Origin of the sequence: Paenibacillus pinisoli (assembly GCF_003605435.1) — a bacterium.
GTDB lineage: Bacteria > Bacillota > Bacilli > Paenibacillales > Paenibacillaceae > Pristimantibacillus > Pristimantibacillus pinisoli.
The window spans coordinates 629,565-642,883 of the sequence record NZ_QXQB01000004.1 but is presented as its reverse complement, the minus strand read 5'-3'; the positions used below and the strand labels follow the sequence as shown (position 1 = coordinate 642,883).

The window sequence follows — 13,319 nt, the reverse complement described above, 5'->3', positions numbered from 1 at the left end:
CCACATGTCCGCGCCTCTTATAGAATTGTTCAAAACCGGACTTTTTGAACACGCACTTATAGGAAACGTTCCTCTCATTATAGGGGTTAACTGCAGGGAAAGTCAAACAAATTGGTGTCAAATCATGCCGTTACGAGACGAAAGATAGGGAGCTGCCCAACCGATGACAGAGGGAGAAATATAGGCTTCAACCAAAGCCGCGCCTGCGAATAGAAGCAGCATGAGCATAGCCGTCGACGTCAACGTGCCAAGCTCAGGCAGAAGCGTCCCCGATTGTTGCAGCAGCCTGTTCTTCACCAGGTAGACCCCGAACGAAATAGAAGCTGCGCTAGTAATCATTAACGCAGGAACGGCCAACGCGTTTTGGGGAGCTAGTGTAACAAACGAAAAAAAGATCCCTTTCCATTCATATTGCTGAATGAGGATGCCGATCGAGAAGCCAATCAGCGCGCCCTTCAAAAAATTAAGCACCAAAATGCCCGGAATGCCGATTACCGTCACGCCAAGCAGCCAGATGAGCACCAGCCATTTCAGATGAAAGAAAAACCGCTCCCAAAATATGTCCTCAGGGGCTGCCCCGAATCCGATGCCCATGCTTTGCACATAATGGCCGACTTCGGATGCCAGTTCCTGCTGCTGTTCCAGCGTCAGGGCGTTGACGAGCAGCGCCCCGAATATGCCTCCTACAGCGAACAATACCGCAACGAACAAATAGAGATTAAAATGAGCCCTCACGACGCAAAGCCCCCTTGCTTTCCGCAGAATGTGTATGAACAGTTCTCCGTTTCGGGAGAGGTTGTCCTTTTCATTCTATGTCTGCAAAGGGGCTCGTATGACGCCGATATGCTAGATCTTGCCGGTATTCAGATAAAGCTTCCAGGCATAAACAGCCAATATCGTCTTAGCGTCGCTAATGCGTCCTTCAGCGATATAAGCATCCGCTTGTTCCATTGTAATCGCTTCTACGATCAGATCCTCATCTTCGTCCAGCCGCTGCTCGCCCGCTTCCAGCTGATCCGCAAAATAAAGATACAGCTTCTCATCCGCAAAGCCGGGCGACGTGTAGAAGGCGCTGACAAGCTTCAGCTCCTTGGCCCTGTAGCCGGTCTCCTCTTCAAGCTCGCGCGCGGCCGCTGCCATCGGGTCCTCGCCGGCGTCAAGCTTGCCAGCCGGAATCTCGATCTGGAATTTGTCCATCGGCTTCCTGTATTGATCGACCACCAGCAGCTTGCCGTCCACAAGCCCCATGACCGCCGAAGCGCCAGGATGCCGGACAATTTCCCGCGCGGCCTGCTTGCCGTCAGGAAGAGCAACCGTGTCCACCTGCAAGGATATGACCTTGCCCTGGAAGACCGGTTCAGTATGTATCGTTTCCTCGCGCCAGATCGGCTTCTTATCTCCCGTGCTCATCGTATTCCTCCCGTAGCCGCGCCAATAGCGGCAGGCATAACTTGTCCCTCATACGCATACCTATCCTGTAATGAAAACAAAGGACAGGAGCGATCGAAGATGAAGCGATATATGGCATCGAATCAATTAAGGCTGGTCGGCAAAGGATGGGAAATCCGCCACCATTTGAGGAAGCTCGCTGCGGCGGAAGACGGGATGATACTGTCCCGGTTCACGAAGGAGCTTCCTCCAATGAAGGTATCTCTTGGGAGCAGCCGCAGGCCATAACCCGGCCATGCGGCTCCCGGCGGATTATTCTCCAGCTGCAGCTTGCTTAATGATTTCTACCACCAGTTCGGCTGTCTTCGCCAGATCGTCAGCTTTGATTTGTTCCTTGGTCGTATGGATATATTCGTAGCCTACTGCCAAGTTAACGGTCGGCACGCCCAGGCCGTTGAAGATGTTGGCGTCGCTTCCGCCTCCGGAATGGAAGGTCTTTGGCGTGGCGCCAATCGCTACGATCGCTTTTTTGGCCAGTTCTACGACATCATCCCCGTCCTGGTAAAGGTAAGCCGGATAAATAATGTCGCTCTCGAACTCCGCACGCGCTCCGAATTCCTGCGCCGCGCTCTCAACCGCATTCTTCATCGCCGCCAGCTGAGCGTCAAGCTTCGGCTGCACAAGGCTTCTCGCTTCTGCATCAAGCTTCACATAATCGCATACGATGTTGGTTGCGCCGCCGCCTTCGAACTTGCCGATGTTGGCAGTGGTCTCGGAATCGATGCGGCCAAGCGGCATGCGGGCGATTGCTTTCGCCGCAACTTGAATCGCGCTGATGCCATCTTCCGGATTAACGCCAGCATGCGCGGATTTTCCAAACAGCTTGATCGTTACTTTCGCTTGAGTAGGCGCGGCAACCGCAATATCGCCGATCGCTCCATTGGAGTCAAGCGCATAGCCGAACTTGGCTTCCAGCTTGGAAGCGTCCAGCGCGCGTGCGCCCAGCAGACCCGACTCTTCTCCCACCGTAATCACGAATTGAATGCGGCCGTGCGGAATATTGTTTTCCTTCAGGACGCGAATCGCTTCGAACATGGCTGCAAGGCCCGCTTTGTCGTCTGCTCCCAGAATCGTCGTGCCGTCGCTGCGGATATAGCCATCCGCATCCAGCTGCGGCTTAATGCCGTTGCCCGGCGTTACAGTATCCATATGACTCGTGAAGAAGATGGTAGGCGCATTCGCGTCCCCGCCGTTTGCGCTCTCCAGCATGGCGAACAAGTTGTTCGCTCCGTGTCCGGTTTTGGCTGCGGCATCGTCCTCCGTAATGGCAAGTCCAAGCGCCGCGAATTTCTCCTTCAGCACCTTGCTGATTTCCGCTTCATGCTTCGTCTCGCTGTCCACCTGTACAAGCTCCATAAATTCTTGAACCAATCGATCTTTTTTAATCATCCTGTTTCCTCCGTCCGTCTCTATCGTTTACAATAGAAGATATCGTTTCACTTGTTGTAATATTATTCAGAAAGGAGAACTGCCCTATGCGCCAGCAAAAAATGATACGCATCGTGGCTATCGTCGTTGTAGCCGCGCTAGTTGTAACTACGCTTTTCGCCGGAGTCGGCTCGCTATTCCTGGGTTAACGTTTTTTCGGACAAGTGAAGCCCGAACTGCTTCAGGAAGTATGGCAGCAATTCTGCAGCCGCCTCCTCCACCGTCTTATTCAATCCCGTCAAGTCGTTAAAGGAAGTGACGCCGTATTGCTGAATGCCGCATGGCACAATGCCGGCGAATCCTTCCGAGGCGATGCCTGACTTGATATTGAGCGCAAAGCCGTGGCTCGTAATAAAGCCCCTCCGACGACGGGCTTTATTAAATTTCACGCCGATCGCCGCGATTTTCTCATCCTTGACCCATACTCCTGTATATTCCGGCTTACGCCCCGCTTCTATACCATATTGCCCGAGCCAGTCTATAATAACCTGCTCCAGGCTTCTCAGATACGCATGGAGATCCAAGCCGACCGCATCCAGATACAGCAGCGGATAGCCGACCAGCTGGCCGGGGCCATGGTATGTAATATCTCCGCCGCGATCGATCTCGAACAACGAGATGCCCTTCTCCTTAAGCTCGTCCTCATCCAGCAGCAAATGCTCGGGATGGCGGTCGGAGCCCATCGTATAAGTAGGCGGATGCTGAAGAAGGAGCAGCGTCTCCAGACGCTCCTCCCGGTCAATCTCCTTCACATATGCCTTTTGCAGCTCCCATGCCTCCGCATAAGGGACTGTTCCGATGTATCCGGCAGCCACCGCTCTGGAATCAGTATTTGGTTCTGTTTCCTTCATGATGGATTCCCCTTCTCTTAATACAGTTTGCTGTCGAGCGTGAAGCTTTCCAGATTGTCCTTCACCCGCTGCAGGAATCTGCCGCAGATGACTCCGTCCAAGATACGGTGGTCGAGCGACAAACACAGATTCGCCATGGAACGCACTGCAATCATATCATTGATGACAACCGGACGCTTGACGATGGATTCGAACGTTAGGATCGCGGCTTGCGGATAGTTAATAATCGGATAAGACAAGATGGAGCCGAACGAACCTGTATTGTTCACCGTAAAGGTGCCGCCTTGCATATCCGACAGCGTAAGCTTGCCCTCGCGCGTCTTGCGGGCGAGCTCATCGATTTCCTTCGCCAGACCCGCGACATTTTTATGATCTGCGTTTTTGATGACCGGCGTCAATACCGAATCTTCCGTGCCGACGGCAAGGGAGATGTTGATATCGCGCTTCACGATGATTTTGTCCACTGCCCAAGTGGAGTTCATAATCGGATAATCCTTGATCGCATTAACGACAGCCTTGAGCAGGAACGCCAGGTAAGTCAGGTTAATGCCTTCGCGCTTCATGAATTCATCCTTCAGCTTGTTCCGCAGGACAACGAGATTCGTCACGTCAACCTCAATCATCGTCCACGCATGTGGAATCTCGCTTACGCTCTGTCTCATGTTGCGGGCGATCGTATTGCGGATCGGCGTTACATCGATGAACGTCTCGCCGCGACCCGGCGCGCTGCTTTCGATCTCGATCTTCGGAATGCGCGGCGTCTCTGACAAATGAATGCCGGAGGAGCGCACCTGCGCTTTCGGATCGATGGATGCAGACGCGGCAGGAGCCGCCTGCGACGCCGATGTTTTGTTCGCGCCTGAAGCGACATATGCAAGCACGTCTTTGCGCGTGATACGTCCGCCCAGTCCCGTGCCGGTAACGTCGCTCAGCCGTACGCCATGCTCGGCGGCCAGCTGTTGTACAGCCGGCGAGAACCGATTGCGCATCGGCGCATCCTCGTCAACTGCGATAGCGGCAACAGCTGCTGCTGCCGGCTCGCTTGGCGCCGGCTGTCCATCCGGCTGGGCGGAGCCTTCCGCCGCTTCTGTCTCAATCAAGCAGACCGGTGTGCCGACGGGAACCGTCTCTCCGCTGCCGACTAATATTTTTACCAGCTTGCCAGACACTGTGGACGGAAGCTCCGCATTCACTTTATCGGTTAATATTTCGCAGATGGGCTCATATACATCCACCCAATCACCCGGCTGCTTCAGCCACTTGTCAATCGTAGCGTTCACAAGCGATTCCGCCAGCTGCGGCACGATTATTTCCGTCAAAGTTTTCATTCAACCAGCTCCTAACTGTCCAAGCCTATAAGGCCCCGCAATCCTTAGTATAATGCCAAATGCTTCATGGCTTCTTTTACTTTGTCCTTGTTCAGAAGGAAAAACTTCTCGCCCGGCGGGTTAATCGGCATTGCCGGCACATCCGGACCGCAGAGGCGCATGATCGGCGCATCCAGCTCATAAAGCAGCTCTTCCGCAATAATGGCCGCTACTTCGGCTCCGACGCCGCCTGTTTTATTATCCTCATGCACGATCAATACCTTGCCCGTCTTGCGGACCGCTTCCAGAATCGCTTCCTTATCCAGCGGCTGCAGCGTGCGCAGATCCAGGATATGCGCGCTGATGCCTTCCTGCTGAAGCTCCTCCGCAGCTTGCTCGACAAAACGCAGCGGCATGCTGTAGCCGATTACGGTAATATCGTCGCCTTCACGAAGCACGTTCGCTTTGCCGATCGGCACGATATAATCATCTTCCGGCACTTCGCCATTCACAAGCTTGTAGCACTTCTTGTTCTCGAAGTAAAGAACCGGATCTTCATCGCGAACAGCCGCTTTCAGCAGCCCTTTCGCGTCATACGGCCGGTACGGTGCGACGATCTTGAGTCCAGGCGTTCCGAAGAAGACCGACTCCGGGCATTGCGAATGATACAAGCCGCCGAAGATGCCGCCGCCGATCGGCGCGCGGATAACGACTGGACATGTCCAGTCGTTGTTGGAGCGGTAACGGATCTTCGCCGCTTCGCTGATGATCTGGTTCGTCGCCGGGAACATAAAGTCCGAATACTGCATCTCGGCAATCGGCTTCATGCCGTACATCGCCGCACCAATCGCAACGCCTGCAATGGCAGACTCCGCAAGCGGCGTATCCATAGCGCGAAGCTCGCCGAACTGCTCATGAAGGCCTTTGGTCGTCGTAAAGACGCCGCCCTTCACGCCAACATCCTCGCCAAGCACGAAGACATCCTCGTCGCGCTCCATTTCTTCCTTCATGGCGAGCCTGATTGCATCGATATAATCCATGACGGCCATTAGCGCAGCCCTCCTTGCTGGTCATCATTCGCATAGACATGGTGAAGCGTGGACTCCGGTGTCGGGAATGCTGCCTTGTCGGCATACTCCGTCGCTTCGTCAAGCTCCTTGCGTATGCGGGTCTGAAGGTCAGCATCCAGCTCATCATTCCAGATTCCGCAATCGATCAAATATTGCTTGAAGTGCGGAAGGCCGTCTTTCTCGCGGTGCTCATCCACTTCTTCCTTTGTCCGATATGCCAAATCGTTATCCGATGTGGAATGAGGCGACAGACGATACATCATCGCTTCAATCAACGTCGGGCCTTCACCCGCAATCGCACGATCTCGTGCTTCCTTCACTACTCGGTACACCTCAAGCGCGTCATTGCCGTCAACCCGTATACCGGGGAAGCCGTAACCGATCGCACGATCTGCCACACGTCCGCCAAGCTGCTTGTGCACAGGCACCGAGATGGCATATTGATTGTTCTCGCACATCAAGATTACAGGCAGCTTATGCACGCCCGCGAAATTACAGCCTTCGTGGAAGTCGCCTTGATTGCTGGAGCCTTCGCCGAACGTCACAAAGCTGACGAGCGGCTTCTTCTTCATCTTCGCGGCAAGCGCGATGCCTACGGCATGCGGCACTTGAGTCGTGACCGGGCTCGAACCCGTCACGATCCGCAGCTTCTTATGACCGAAGTGACCCGGCATTTGGCGTCCGCCGCTGTTGGGATCCTCCGCCTTCGCGAATACAGACAACAGCAGCTCACGCAGCGTCATCCCGACGGATAGCACAAACCCGTAATCGCGGTAATACGGCAGGAAATAATCATCCTCGCGGTTCAGCGCAAAGGCTGCCGCCACTTGCGCGACCTCCTGGCCGATACCGGATACATGGAAATTGATTTTGCCTGCGCGCTGCAGCAGCAGCACCCGCTCATCAAACCTTCTTGCCTTAACCATATTCGTATACATATCAATAGCTTGCTCATCGCTTAAACCCAATTCCAAATGGCGAGCATTTTTACTTGCTGAAGAGATTCCGGCCATCTAGGCATTCCTCCTTGTTGGCAGCTATTATAACCTGGTACTAAGACCTTGTCATACCTATTATAACCGCTTTTCGGACAAAAAGAAATCCGTCTTCATCAAAACACTGTGGACTTGCCGTCGACAGCCAGCATGGCTTCGCCGAGAGCTTCAGCCAGCGTCGGATGCGGATGCACCATAGCGCCCGCTTCCCACGGCGCAGCATTCAGCCAGCCTGCCAGCGACGCTTCCGAGATCAGATCAGTGGCATGCGGCCCGATCATATGCACCCCAAGAATGTCATTCGTCTTGCGGTCGGCGATAACCTTCACAAAGCCTTCCGCCTCACCCAGCACAATGGCCTTGCCTATCGCCTGGAACGGAACTTTGCCAATCTTGATATCATGCCCGCGAGTTCGTGCGCCGTCTTCGGTTAACCCGTAAGATGCAATCTCCGGACTGGAGTAGATGCATCTTGGTATCAAGTGATCCGGAAGCGGATGAATCTGCTTGCCGCAAATGTGGTCGACTGCGTTCAGCCCTTCATGAGAAGCGGCATGAGCCAGCTGGACGCCGCCAATGACGTCGCCGATTGCGTAGATATGCGGCTCGGTCGTTTGCCCGAATGGATTGACTTCAATAAAGCCGTCCTTCGTCCGAACATCTGTGTTCTCCAGTCCAATGCCTTCAATATTCGCTACCCGGCCTACGGACAGCAGCAGCTTGTCCGCCGTCAGCTCGACGTCGCCATCCTGCGTAGATGCTTTGATGGAGATGCCTTCGCCTGCAACAGCATAGCTGGAGGTATCCAATTGAACGCTCGTCAGGATGCGTACGCCACGGCGTCGCAGCGCCCTAGTCAGCTCAGCCGATACTTCCGCATCTTCCCCCGGCAGCAGTCTCGCGCCAGCCTCCACTAACGTTACGCTTACGCCGAAGTCCTGCAGCATCGAGGCCCACTCGACGCCAATGACGCCTCCGCCCACGATGAGAATGGACTCCGGCAGCGCATCCAACTGCAAGGCGTCGTCGCTTGTCAGAATACGTTCTCCGTCCGGCTCAAGACCCGGAAGAGAACGCGGACGGGATCCCGTCGCAATAATCAGGTTAGTCGAGACGACCGACTCCATCTCCCCGTCTGCAAGCTCTACCGCAAGCGATCCGCTTTTAGGCGAGAAGATGGAAGGGCCGATGACCCGTCCTTTGCCGCGAACGATCTCTATGCCGTGTTTTTTCATTAAGCCCTGCAAGCCGCGGAACAACTGATCCACGGTTGCGGATTTGCGGGTCTGCACCTTTCCGAAGTCCAGCGATACCGCTCCTTCGGCTACGTCGATGCCATATTGCTGAGAAGCCAGCAGCGTCCGGTATACCTCTGCGCTCCGCAGCAGCGATTTGCTAGGAATGCATCCTTTATGTAAGCAAGTGCCGCCAAGCTTGTCCATCTCGATGATTGCTACTTTCTTGCCGGCTTGCGCGGCCCGTATCGCCGCTGTATAACCGCCTGGACCGCCTCCCAGTACGGCAACGTCTACTGTAATGGCCATTCCTGTCCCTCCAATTAATGTTGTTCTATTATATGCCTGCCTGATTCTAGTATTCATCTCCGGCAAGCGATGTCTGATAGATCCGCAGTATCATTGTACCCCTTTTTTCTATTCATTTCACTGACTTGCAGTAAAATAGACACCTGACGCAGAAAAAGGTATGATAGAGGTATCTATATGTTCAGACCGTACATAGGCAAGGAGATATTGATCCCATGAAATTAGTGATTGCCCGCTTTATCGCCGTCATTATGCTGGTTATTCCCGGCATTCTCGCATGTTTCGGTTTTCTGAAGATGAAGGACTCGCTGTTTATGTTCTTCTCCGATTTCGGCAACGACGCAGTTACGCCAAGCTTTGACTGGCTTATGTTCCTGCTTGGACTCGTTATGTTCGCAGCCGGAGCAGGTTTTATCGGCGGCTGGATTTTCTTCCGGGACCGCAAGCGCAATTATGTAGCGCCCCGCTTCAAACAGAAGCGCCCTCGTCCGCCCAAGCCACAGGCTTAGCGTCGATGGCGCTTCTTTATTTTACAATGCGATGATGATCTCGTCCAATCTTTACAAGATTGGCGAATTCCATTGATTCCTTCCTAACGATAACAGCATACAATGGGTACATCGAGCGAAAAAGCGAGGTGAACCCCATTGAACATCGTATTCGACGTCCTGGTAGACGGCAAGAAACAAGAAACGCTGCGTCCGAGCAAACAGAAGTTGCAAGACATCCGTGCTTTTGTCAAAGCTGAGGCCGCTAGCCTGATCCGCAAATATGGACGCAACGTCTACTTAAATCGCAGATTTGAATATTAATTCAATCTGCGATTTTTTATGGGCTGAGAACGAGGACTCTTTGATTGGAGCATACCTGGTTTCTGCCGCTTGCTTTTGCCTTATACAACGCCTCGTCTGCTTGCTCCATCAACCGCTCTTTGCTCGTATGCGGGTAGGTTGCCACTCCGACAGACACCGTCACCTGCAAGCTTGTCCCGTCTGTCAGCTTGAACGGATGCTTGCCTACAGCAAGGCGCAGCTTCTCCGCAATGCCAAGTGCGTGCTCATGCGGCGTATCGTACAGCAGAACCGAAAATTCCTCCCCGCCGTTGCGGGATACCGTATCAAATGACCTCGCCGTTTCTCTCAGGACAGTACCCAGCTCTTTCAACACGACATCACCATTCACATGACCATATGTATCATTAACCTTCTTGAAGAAATCAATATCAATCAGCGCAAGCGAAAGACATTCCCCTTTGGTCTCAGCCATCCGAAGCAAACTCTGATATTTGGCGTCAAAGCTTCTGTTATTGCTTAGTCCCGTCAGAAAATCCACAGTTGCTTCTTTCTCGTTCCGTTTGAACTGCACATTGGCTTTATTCAGGAAATCGACCAGGTAAGCAGTCAGCAGCCCGCCAATAAACATCATGACAACATAAGACACAATTGGGATAACCGCTTGCTCACCAACGTTAATAACAAAGACAAGTGCCGTACACGCATTGCAAATCACGATTGAATAGATCCACTTTTTTCTATATGAAAATGACTGGTAGCATACCGCTCCTACCGCAAGTGCAATAATAATCGTGTTGCTTGCCGCTATCACTGTAGATATGGTCACCTCGCCAAAGGCAAACAGCCGCATGGCCAAAATCATGACAGCCGCAATCATAGATGAATAGATGCCTCCATACATGGCTGCAATAATGATGGCGAGCTGGCGGAAGTCCAGCAGCGTTCCGTTCAAATGTACGGTAAAGCTCATGAGCAGAATACCTAGCAGTCCCGCTGCAACGCCTACTTTCCAGATCATCGCGGATGAGAGCTTATCTCCCAGTTCCACTTTCTTCAGAATCAGCTGGTTCGTAAAAAAAAGATACGCAGTCACAATGGCTAAGTTTGCTACGATGTCTTCGATGGTATCTACAAATGTCAAATCTTCCTTCACCCTTCTGCCTGTGAGATATCTGTTCGATTATAGCATAGTTTGCTGGCATTGAAGCGACAGGATTTCCAGCGCATAAGCACCATACATACATCCGCCGAATTGCATTCCGTTCACAAAAAAAGCCACTTCTGCATTGGTTGCGCTTGACAACCAATCCATAAGTGACTCTTTTTCCTAAATCCTACTTTGAGTGATGGCAATCATCACTCCTTAATCCTCTTGCTTTCACGAAACTTTATGTTCAATTCTCAGCTTATCGGCAACCATAGCGATGAACTCCGAGTTGGTTGGCTTCGACTTGCTGATGTTGATGGTATATCCAAAAAGATGGCTTATGGAGTCGATATTGCCGCGCGTCCAGGCGACTTCAATCGCGTGGCGGATAGCGCGTTCAACGCGTGAAGGCGTTGTCTTGAACTTTTCGGCGATAGCCGGATAGAGCGTCTTGGTGATAGCGCCCAAAATTTCAATATTGTTGTAAACCATCGTAATGGCTTCACGCAAATATTGATACCCCTTTATGTGCGCAGGTACGCCGATTTCATGAATGATGCTTGTAATGTTCGCATCCAGATTTTTGCCTTTGGCCAGCGGCACCACATTCGACTTGATCGCCGAAGTGCCAGCGCTGAAATTGGCAGAAGCCGGGAATGTTGTGTTGCCAACCAATTGACGGATACGATTCGCAAGAATATCCATGTCAAAAGGCTTCAGTATGTAATAAGAAGCACCCAGTTGTACGGCCTTTTGCGTAATGTTCTCCTGGCCGAACGCCGTGAGCATAATGATTTTTGGCATAGGGGACAAATTCATTTCTCTCAAACGTTCCAGAACGCCTAGTCCATCCAAGTGCGGCATTATAATATCAAGAATAAGAACATCCGGCACATTTCTGGATTGCTCCAGGTGACGGATCACCTCTTCTCCATTATACGCGACGCCACTTACATGCATATCACTTTGTTCGGATATGTATTCCGATAACAAATTGGTGAACTCTCTGTTGTCATCTGCCAACAATACTTCGATCTTATGCAAAGTCTAATCCTCCCTTAAATGATATTTATGTGTTGGTACATTCGCTGTCTGAGTTTAAGTTTTCGACATTCATAATGGAATTCCTTCTGTCGAAAATCTTTTTTCTTTATTTTTTTATTAGAGTTCGATATAATTAATAATTTATTGCATGAACCGAACAATTTCGAGAAGCTTCGACACGTCCTTGTCGAATCCCATTAAGAATAAACGTCTTCCGCGATTTCCTTCGCAGAAGACGTTTATTTACATTAAGCCGCTTTATTGTCAGACTTACCTGATGATTTCATCAGTACGCCTGCGTCTTGCAGCATCCATTCAATGAAACATCCGTAACCAGATGACGGATCATTAACGAATACATGGGTAACTGCGCCAACCAGCTTGCCATCTTGAATGATTGGACTGCCGGACATGCCTTGTACGATACCTCCAGTCTTGCTTAGGAGCCGCTTGTCCGTAATTTTAATAACCATTCCTTTGGTTGCCGGGCCGGACTGCTTGGATACATGCATGATTTCGATGTTGAACCGTTCCACCTTCTGCCCGTTAACAACGGTTAGAATTTGGGCAGGACCTTCCTTCACATCCTCAGCGAACGCAACTGGCAATGCCTTGCCGCTATAACTATGGGTCGGCGCTTCATTCATCTTGCCGAATATGCCGAATGGCGTGTTCCGCTCAATATTGCCCAGCACTTTGCTTTCCTTCACAAAATGAGCCCGTTTCTCGCCGGGTTCGCCTGTTTGGCTCTTGTTAATAGACGTCACGCTGGATTGCAGAATTTGTCCTTCTCCAACTTCAATTGGAGTTTGGGTGTCCATATCCGTAATCACATGTCCCAACGCTCCGTATACGCCTTGATCAGGAGCATAAAAGGTGAGGGTGCCTACGCCCGCTGCTGAATCGCGGATATACAGCCCCAAGCGCCAAGCCTTGTCATCCTCATCGTAAACGGGGCTAAGCTTCGTTCGGTTCAACTGGCCTCCGCGCTTGTACGTAACCTCTAGCGGCTGCTTGTCAACGCCATACCTCTCGCATAGCACGCCCACTTTGTGAACCTCGTTCACAGGAGTTCCGTTAATGCTCATGATCAAATCGCCAAGCTTAAGTCCGGCTGCTTCACCTGGAGACTGCTTGCTTCCATTGCGGTCTACAACTTGATGATGACCGACAACCAGGATTCCAGCCGATTTGACCTTCACACCGATCGTCTGGCCGCCAGGTATGACGCGAAGATCAGGCACTACATGAACTTTAATCGTTTTGAAAGGAATTTTACCAAATAATTTCACTTTCATATCGGTCTGACCGCTTTGGCTAGGTTGCAGTGATAGCGGTTCGCTCAATTTAACGGATGTGGATTGCTTCGACATGCCGTTAACTTGCAGCATCTGGGGATCGACCGTGACCTCCGCATGGACGGGTACTCCAACTTGCAGTCGTTTCATCTGGCCAGAGAATAAACGTAGTTCATTCGGCAATGCGGCGAATTGTTGAAACGGGGTGGAGAAACCGATCATGCAGACGAAGGACACGAGGATCAACCCAAACCATCGTTTCCGAGGATTGGAGTTCAATGATTTCACGCTCCCTGTCATTCCATCGCATGACGATAAAGGTTATGTCGCCATTGGCGTACCTTTAAGTTACCCTGCACCCCAGCTTTTATGTCCGCAAAAACATTCCCTGA

General features: G+C 51.8%; 15 protein-coding genes. 4 read left to right on the top strand and 11 right to left on the bottom strand.

Annotated elements, in window-relative coordinates:
* Positions 1-117: 117 nt before the first annotated feature.
* Entirely contained in the window at positions 118-735 is a 618-nt protein-coding gene (gene spoIIM, locus D3P09_RS20155) for a stage II sporulation protein M (RefSeq protein WP_243644323.1), read from the bottom strand.
* 111 nt (positions 736-846) lie between these two features.
* Positions 847-1,410 (bottom strand): NUDIX domain-containing protein, encoded by a 564-nt coding sequence (locus tag D3P09_RS20150; RefSeq protein WP_120113172.1) that lies wholly within the window; start codon positions 1,408-1,410, stop codon positions 847-849.
* A 99-nt stretch (positions 1,411-1,509) separates the two neighbouring features.
* On the opposite strand from D3P09_RS20150, the gene mciZ reads away from it, so the two are divergent.
* On the top strand, positions 1,510-1,677 hold the full coding sequence (mciZ, locus tag D3P09_RS27785) for a Z-ring formation inhibitor MciZ (protein WP_165867513.1): 168 nt from the start codon (positions 1,510-1,512) through the stop codon (positions 1,675-1,677).
* A 24-nt stretch (positions 1,678-1,701) separates the two neighbouring features.
* Here the strand turns inward: mciZ and D3P09_RS20140 are convergent, their stop codons facing one another.
* Positions 1,702-2,838, bottom strand: a complete 1,137-nt coding sequence (locus D3P09_RS20140; RefSeq protein ID WP_120113171.1) for a M20/M25/M40 family metallo-hydrolase — start codon at positions 2,836-2,838, stop codon at positions 1,702-1,704.
* A gap of 86 nt (positions 2,839-2,924) precedes the next feature.
* Here D3P09_RS20140 and prli42 point away from each other — a divergent pair, with 86 nt between their 5' ends.
* Positions 2,925-3,026: a stressosome-associated protein Prli42 gene (gene prli42 / locus D3P09_RS27780; protein ID WP_165867512.1), complete on the top strand. Its 102-nt coding sequence runs from the start codon at positions 2,925-2,927 to the stop codon at positions 3,024-3,026.
* Here prli42 and lipB read toward each other — a convergent pair.
* The 5 genes from lipB to lpdA form a co-directional block, all read right to left on the bottom strand.
* The gene (lipB, locus tag D3P09_RS20135) at positions 3,012-3,728 is read right to left on the bottom strand and encodes a lipoyl(octanoyl) transferase LipB (RefSeq protein ID WP_120113170.1); all 717 of its coding nucleotides are present in this window, start codon (positions 3,726-3,728) and stop codon (positions 3,012-3,014) included. The genes prli42 and lipB overlap by 15 nt on opposite strands.
* 17 nt (positions 3,729-3,745) lie before the next feature.
* Complete coding sequence (locus D3P09_RS20130) at positions 3,746-5,056, bottom strand: dihydrolipoamide acetyltransferase family protein (protein WP_120113169.1); 1,311 nt, start codon at positions 5,054-5,056, stop codon at positions 3,746-3,748.
* Positions 5,057-5,100: 44 nt separating this feature from the next.
* Positions 5,101-6,084 (bottom strand): alpha-ketoacid dehydrogenase subunit beta, encoded by a 984-nt coding sequence (locus D3P09_RS20125; RefSeq protein WP_120113168.1) that lies wholly within the window; start codon positions 6,082-6,084, stop codon positions 5,101-5,103.
* A complete protein-coding gene (locus D3P09_RS20120) occupies positions 6,084-7,118 on the bottom strand; it encodes a thiamine pyrophosphate-dependent dehydrogenase E1 component subunit alpha (RefSeq protein WP_120113167.1) in 1,035 nt (344 codons plus the stop codon). The genes D3P09_RS20125 and D3P09_RS20120 overlap by 1 nt, the downstream gene beginning before the upstream one ends.
* 98 nt (positions 7,119-7,216) lie before the next feature.
* On the bottom strand, positions 7,217-8,644 hold the full coding sequence (gene lpdA, locus D3P09_RS20115) for a dihydrolipoyl dehydrogenase (RefSeq protein WP_120113166.1): 1,428 nt from the start codon (positions 8,642-8,644) through the stop codon (positions 7,217-7,219).
* Positions 8,645-8,859: 215 nt separating this feature from the next.
* On the opposite strand from lpdA, the gene D3P09_RS20110 reads away from it, so the two are divergent.
* Together D3P09_RS20110 and D3P09_RS27775 are read left to right on the top strand one after the other, a co-directional pair.
* A complete protein-coding gene (locus tag D3P09_RS20110; protein WP_120113165.1) occupies positions 8,860-9,153 on the top strand; it encodes a DUF2627 domain-containing protein in 294 nt (97 codons plus the stop codon).
* 138 nt (positions 9,154-9,291) lie between these two features.
* Positions 9,292-9,456: a hypothetical protein gene (locus D3P09_RS27775; RefSeq protein ID WP_165867511.1), complete on the top strand. Its 165-nt coding sequence runs from the start codon at positions 9,292-9,294 to the stop codon at positions 9,454-9,456.
* 16 nt (positions 9,457-9,472) lie between these two features.
* On the opposite strand, the gene D3P09_RS20105 is transcribed toward D3P09_RS27775, so the two are convergent.
* From D3P09_RS20105 to spoIVB, 3 genes are all read right to left on the bottom strand, one after another.
* Positions 9,473-10,579 (bottom strand): GGDEF domain-containing protein, encoded by a 1,107-nt coding sequence (locus D3P09_RS20105; protein ID WP_133305035.1) that lies wholly within the window; start codon positions 10,577-10,579, stop codon positions 9,473-9,475.
* A 237-nt stretch (positions 10,580-10,816) separates the two neighbouring features.
* Positions 10,817-11,629, bottom strand: coding sequence for a sporulation transcription factor Spo0A (gene spo0A / locus D3P09_RS20100; protein WP_120113163.1), 813 nt, complete (start codon positions 11,627-11,629; stop codon positions 10,817-10,819).
* A 248-nt stretch (positions 11,630-11,877) separates the two neighbouring features.
* Positions 11,878-13,206: a SpoIVB peptidase gene (spoIVB, locus tag D3P09_RS20095; RefSeq protein WP_120113162.1), complete on the bottom strand. Its 1,329-nt coding sequence runs from the start codon at positions 13,204-13,206 to the stop codon at positions 11,878-11,880.
* Between the last annotated feature and the right edge of the window lie 113 nt (positions 13,207-13,319).

Coding starts and splice junctions, on each gene's coding strand:
- D3P09_RS20150 (WP_120113172.1), bottom strand. CDS start 1,410: ATGAGCACGGGAGATAAGAAGCCGATCTGGCGCGAGGAAACGATACAT.
- mciZ (WP_165867513.1), top strand. CDS start 1,510: ATGAAGCGATATATGGCATCGAATCAATTAAGGCTGGTCGGCAAAGGA.
- D3P09_RS20140 (WP_120113171.1), bottom strand. CDS start 2,838: ATGATTAAAAAAGATCGATTGGTTCAAGAATTTATGGAGCTTGTACAG.
- prli42 (WP_165867512.1), top strand. CDS start 2,925: ATGCGCCAGCAAAAAATGATACGCATCGTGGCTATCGTCGTTGTAGCC.
- lipB (WP_120113170.1), bottom strand. CDS start 3,728: ATGAAGGAAACAGAACCAAATACTGATTCCAGAGCGGTGGCTGCCGGA.
- D3P09_RS20130 (WP_120113169.1), bottom strand. CDS start 5,056: ATGAAAACTTTGACGGAAATAATCGTGCCGCAGCTGGCGGAATCGCTT.
- D3P09_RS20125 (WP_120113168.1), bottom strand. CDS start 6,084: ATGGCCGTCATGGATTATATCGATGCAATCAGGCTCGCCATGAAGGAA.
- D3P09_RS20120 (WP_120113167.1), bottom strand. CDS start 7,118: ATGGCCGGAATCTCTTCAGCAAGTAAAAATGCTCGCCATTTGGAATTG.
- lpdA (WP_120113166.1), bottom strand. CDS start 8,644: ATGGCCATTACAGTAGACGTTGCCGTACTGGGAGGCGGTCCAGGCGGT.
- D3P09_RS20110 (WP_120113165.1), top strand. CDS start 8,860: ATGAAATTAGTGATTGCCCGCTTTATCGCCGTCATTATGCTGGTTATT.